Below are 493 nucleotides of genomic sequence, written 5' to 3' on the forward strand. Positions count from 1 at the left end.
TAATGCCGTTCAGTTAAGACCTGAACGGCATTTTTGTTTTTAGGGCTTGGAGTTGTAAACAGAGCGGCAGGCTGTTAACTTTGGTCGCGATGCTGAGCGACCACCTGACCTTCGTGCTGGATGCAGCGCCCGCCGACCTGAGTCGGCTGGGCGAGCATTTACCGCACGAGTGGATCGAGCAGGCCATCGCTGCCACGGGCAGTGCCAGCATACGTCGCCGACGCTTACCGGCTGAGCAGGTTGTGTGGCTGGTCATCGCCCTGGCGATCTACCGCCATTGGTCAATCAGCGAGGTGGTCGACAGTCTGGATCTGGTGTTGCCCCACGACGCCACGTTCGTCAGCAAGAGCGCCATCGCTCAAGCTCGGCAGCGCTTGGGTGATGCACCGATGGCCTGGCTGTTCGAGCGCACGGCACAAGCATGGCGAGAGCAAGACGCAGCACGCCACACCTTCAAGGGATTGAGCTTGTGGGCCATGGATGGCACCACGCT

1 protein-coding gene is annotated in these 493 nt (G+C 60.2%); it reads left to right on the forward strand.

Going from position 1 to position 493, the window contains the following annotated elements; all coding sequences use genetic code 11:
- Nucleotides 1–89: 89 nt before the first annotated feature.
- A partial coding sequence (locus tag PSUB009319_RS22740; protein ID WP_185453545.1) for a transposase domain-containing protein occupies nt 90–493 on the forward strand: 404 nt, incomplete at its 3' end.

The sequence above is a fragment of the Ralstonia sp. SET104 genome (assembly GCF_003851545.1).
GTDB lineage: Bacteria > Pseudomonadota > Gammaproteobacteria > Burkholderiales > Burkholderiaceae > Ralstonia.